Below are 3,581 nucleotides of genomic sequence, written 5' to 3'. Positions count from 1 at the left end.
ACCGGGGTAGGCCTCGCGGCCCGGCGGGCGGCGCAGCAGCAGCGACACGGCGCGGTAGGCGTCGGCCTGCTTCGACAGGTCGTCGAAGATGATCAGGACGTGCTTGCCCTGGTACATCCAGTGCTGGCCGATGGCGGAACCGGTGTACGGCGCCAGGTACTTGAAGCCGGCCGGGTCGGACGCCGGGGCGGCGACGATGGTCGTGTACTCCAGCGCGCCGTTCTCCTCCAGCGCGCGGCGGACCGACGCGATGGTGGAGCCCTTCTGGCCGATGGCGACGTAGATGCAGCGGACCTGCTTGTTCGGGTCGCCGGTGCGCCAGTTGTCGCGCTGGTTGATGATCGTGTCGACGGCCAGGGCGGTCTTGCCGGTCTGACGGTCGCCGATGATCAGCTGACGCTGACCGCGGCCGATCGGGGTCATGGCGTCGACGGCCTTGTAGCCCGTCTCCATCGGCTCGTGCACCGACTTGCGCTGCATGACCGTGGGGGCCTGCAGTTCGAGGGCGCGGCGGCCCTCGGTCTCGATCTCGCCGAGGCCGTCGATCGGGTTGCCGAGCGGGTCCACCACGCGGCCGAGGTAGCCCTCGCCGACGGCGACGGACAGGACCTCACCGGTGCGGGTGACCGGCTGGCCCTCCTCGATGCCGCTGAACTCACCGAGGACGATGGCACCGATCTCGCGCTCCTCGAGGTTGAGGGCGAGGCCGAGGGTGCCGTCCTCGAACTTCAGCAGCTCGTTGGCCATGGCCGAGGGCAGGCCCTCGACCTTCGCGATGCCGTCGCCGGCAAGGGTGACCGTACCGACCTCCTCGCGCGAGGCCGCGTCCGGCTTGTACGACTGGACGAAGTTCTCCAGCGCGTCCCGGATCTCCTCCGGCCGGATCGTGAGCTCCGCCATCTGGGTTCCCTGCTCTCCTTGTTGGGCCCGAAGTTTCACTTGGGGGGTATGGGGACTCCCCCCAATAAGAGGTGAATCCTCTGCACGGCCCAACCAGGGCCGTCGTGTACGTCTTGTGTTGAGTTGCTGCTAGCTCGCCATGCGGCGGGCGGCGTCCTCGAGCCGGTCCGCGATCGAGCCGTTGATGACCTCGTCGCCCACCTGCACCCGGATCCCGCCGACGACCTCGGGGTCCACGTCGAGATTGAGGTGCATCCGGCGGCCGTAGAGCTTGGCGAGAGCCGCGCCGAGGCGCTGCTTCTGCGTGTCGCTCAGCGGTACCGCGGAGGTGACGACGGCGACCATGCGGTCCCGGCGGTCGGCGGCGAGCTTGGACAGGGACTCCAGTCCCGACTCCAGGCTACGACCCCGCGGCGCGGTCACAAGGCGCGTCACCAGACGCTCCGTGCTCGGCCTGGCCCTGCCGCCGAGCAGCCGGTGCAGCAGCTCGGTCTTGGCCGACGTGCTCGCGGCCTGGTCGGTCAGTGCCGCGCGCAGCCCGGTGCTCGAGGAGACGATCCGCCCGAAGCGGAACAGCTCGTCCTCCACGTCGTCGAGCTCACCGGACCGCTGCGCGGCGGTGAGGTCGGCGGTGTCGGCCAGCTCCTCCAGCGCGTCCACCAGGTCGCGGGGCTGCGACCAGCGCGAGCGCACCATGCCGGACACCAGGTCCACGGTGTGGCCGCCGACCTGGCTGCCCAGCAGGCGCTGGACCAGCGCGGCCTTGGCCTCGCCGGACTGCGCCGGGTCGGTGAGAACCCGACGCAGGCCGACCTCGCGGTGGAGCAGCGCGGTGACGGCCGCGAGCTCGTCGGCGAGCCGAGCGGCGTCCACCGAGGTGGAGTCCGTCAGCGCGTCGAGACGCTCACGTGCGGCGGTCAGTGCCTCGCGGCTGGCTCCGTGCGCAGTCATCGAGCCGCCTCGGCCTTCTCCTCGAGCTCGTCGAGGAAGCGGTCGATCACACGGCTCTGCCGGGAGTGGTCCTCGAGGGACTCGCCGACGAGCTTGCCGGCCAGCTCGGTGGCCAGCTTGCCGACGTCCTGACGGAGCGCGGAAGCGGCGGCCTTGCGGTCGGCCTCGATCTGGGCGTGACCGGCGGCGACGATCTCCTCGCGCTGCCGCTGGCCCTCGGCCCGCATCTCGGCGATCAGCGTGGCACCCTGCTCCTGCGCCTCCTGGCGAAGACGCGCGGCCTCGTGCCGGGCCTCGGCGAGCTGGGCCTTGTACTGCTCGAGGACGCTCTGGGCCTCGGTCTGCGCGGCCTCGGCCTTCTCGATACCGCCCTCGATGGCCTCACGGCGCTCTTCCAGAACCTTGTTGATGTTCGGGAGGAGCTTCTTGCCGAGGAGGCCGAAGACGATGACGAAGGCGATCAGGCCGATGACGATCTCGGGGATCGGCGGGAGAAGGGGGTTCTCCGACTCCGCCGCGATCTGAACCAGAGGGTTCACATCAGTGCCTTTCGTCTATGGTCTGTGGTCGCTGTTCGGCTTACTTGTAGACGAACGGCATGACGAGGCCGATGAGGGCCAGCGCCTCACAGAACGCGAAGCCGAGGATCTGGTTGGCGCGGATCAGACCGGCGGCCTCGGGCTGACGGGCCAGAGCCTGGGTGCCGTTGCCGAAGATGATGCCGATGCCGACGCCGGGGCCGATGGCAGCAAGGCCGTAACCCACGGAGCTGAGGGAACCGGTGACGGCGGCGAGGGTCTGGGACATGCCAGTTCTTCCTTCTCTTTGCGGACCGGTGGGGGTTGGCCACCGGACGAATCGGGGGTGGAGCCGGGGTGTGCTCAGTGGTGCTCGGCGAGCGCGCCCTGGACGTAGCTGCAGGCCAGGAGGACGAAGACGTACGCCTGGACAGCCTGGATGAAGAGCTCGAAGGCGGTCATCAGCAGGACCATCACGAACGAGACGCCGGCGTAGGCGATGCCGATGCCGTTCAGCAGGTACCAGCTGGCGATCGTGAAGAGCAGCAGCAGCGTGTGGCCCGCGAACATGTTCGCGAAGAGTCGGACCGCGTGCGTGAAGGGCCGGACCAGGATGTTCGAGAAGAACTCGATCGTCATGGAGAGCGGCAGCACCGGACCGATCGTCGGGTCATAGCCGGTCACGTTCTTGAAGAAGCCGACGAACCCGTGCCTCTTGAAGGTCAGGATGATCCAGGTGAACCAGACGATCAGGGCGAGTACCAACGGGTACGAGATGATCGCCGTCACCGGGAACTGGGCGACCGGGATGATCGACCACAGGTTCATCATCCAGACGAAGAAGAACAGCGAGACCATGAAGGGCACGTACTTCTCGCCCTCGCGCTTGCCGATCGTCTCGTAGACGATGCCGCGGCGCACGAAGTCGTAGGCGGCCTCGCCGACCATCTGGAACTTGCCCGGAACGACCTTCGGCTTGCGGAAGGCGACCCAGAAGAACCCGACGATGACGATCGAGCCGAGCAGCGCCAGCAGCATCGTCTTGTTGAAGTACAAGTTGCTGTCCCCGTCGCCCCACAGGGGCTTGAACAGGAACGAGTGCAGGCCCGGAGCGGGGAAGCCACAGCCGTTGAAGATGTGGCAGTCGGTCTCGAAGGCGAGCACCTGCGTCGGGTCAGCACTCACCGCGGACTCCTTCAGCGTGGCGCATGG

General features: G+C 68.1%; 5 protein-coding genes. All 5 read right to left on the bottom strand.

Annotated elements, in window-relative coordinates; translation table 11 throughout:
* The coding region (locus IE249_RS37410; RefSeq protein ID WP_506366861.1) for a F0F1 ATP synthase subunit alpha at positions 1 to 900 on the bottom strand (900 nt) is incomplete at its 3' end.
* 129 nt (positions 901 to 1,029) lie between these two features.
* Entirely contained in the window at positions 1,030 to 1,851 is an 822-nt protein-coding gene (locus tag IE249_RS15670) for a F0F1 ATP synthase subunit delta (protein ID WP_189705426.1), read from the bottom strand.
* Positions 1,848 to 2,390: a F0F1 ATP synthase subunit B gene (locus IE249_RS15665; RefSeq protein ID WP_189705425.1), complete on the bottom strand. Its 543-nt coding sequence runs from the start codon at positions 2,388 to 2,390 to the stop codon at positions 1,848 to 1,850. The genes IE249_RS15670 and IE249_RS15665 overlap by 4 nt, the downstream gene beginning before the upstream one ends.
* A 40-nt stretch (positions 2,391 to 2,430) precedes the next feature.
* Positions 2,431 to 2,658: an ATP synthase F0 subunit C gene (gene atpE, locus IE249_RS15660; protein WP_189705424.1), complete on the bottom strand. Its 228-nt coding sequence runs from the start codon at positions 2,656 to 2,658 to the stop codon at positions 2,431 to 2,433.
* 74 nt (positions 2,659 to 2,732) lie between these two features.
* Positions 2,733 to 3,554 (bottom strand): F0F1 ATP synthase subunit A, encoded by an 822-nt coding sequence (atpB, locus tag IE249_RS15655; protein WP_189705423.1) that lies wholly within the window; start codon positions 3,552 to 3,554, stop codon positions 2,733 to 2,735.
* Positions 3,555 to 3,581: the final 27 nt, after the last annotated feature.

Source organism: Streptomyces anandii JCM 4720 (assembly GCF_014650655.1).
Lineage (GTDB): Bacteria > Actinomycetota > Actinomycetes > Streptomycetales > Streptomycetaceae > Streptomyces > Streptomyces anandii.
The sequence above is the reverse complement of the archived record's forward strand: the minus strand, read 5'-3'. Positions and strand labels throughout refer to the sequence as shown.

Coding starts and splice junctions, on each gene's coding strand:
- IE249_RS15670 (WP_189705426.1), bottom strand. CDS start 1,851: ATGACTGCGCACGGAGCCAGCCGCGAGGCACTGACCGCCGCACGTGAG.
- atpE (WP_189705424.1), bottom strand. CDS start 2,658: ATGTCCCAGACCCTCGCCGCCGTCACCGGTTCCCTCAGCTCCGTGGGT.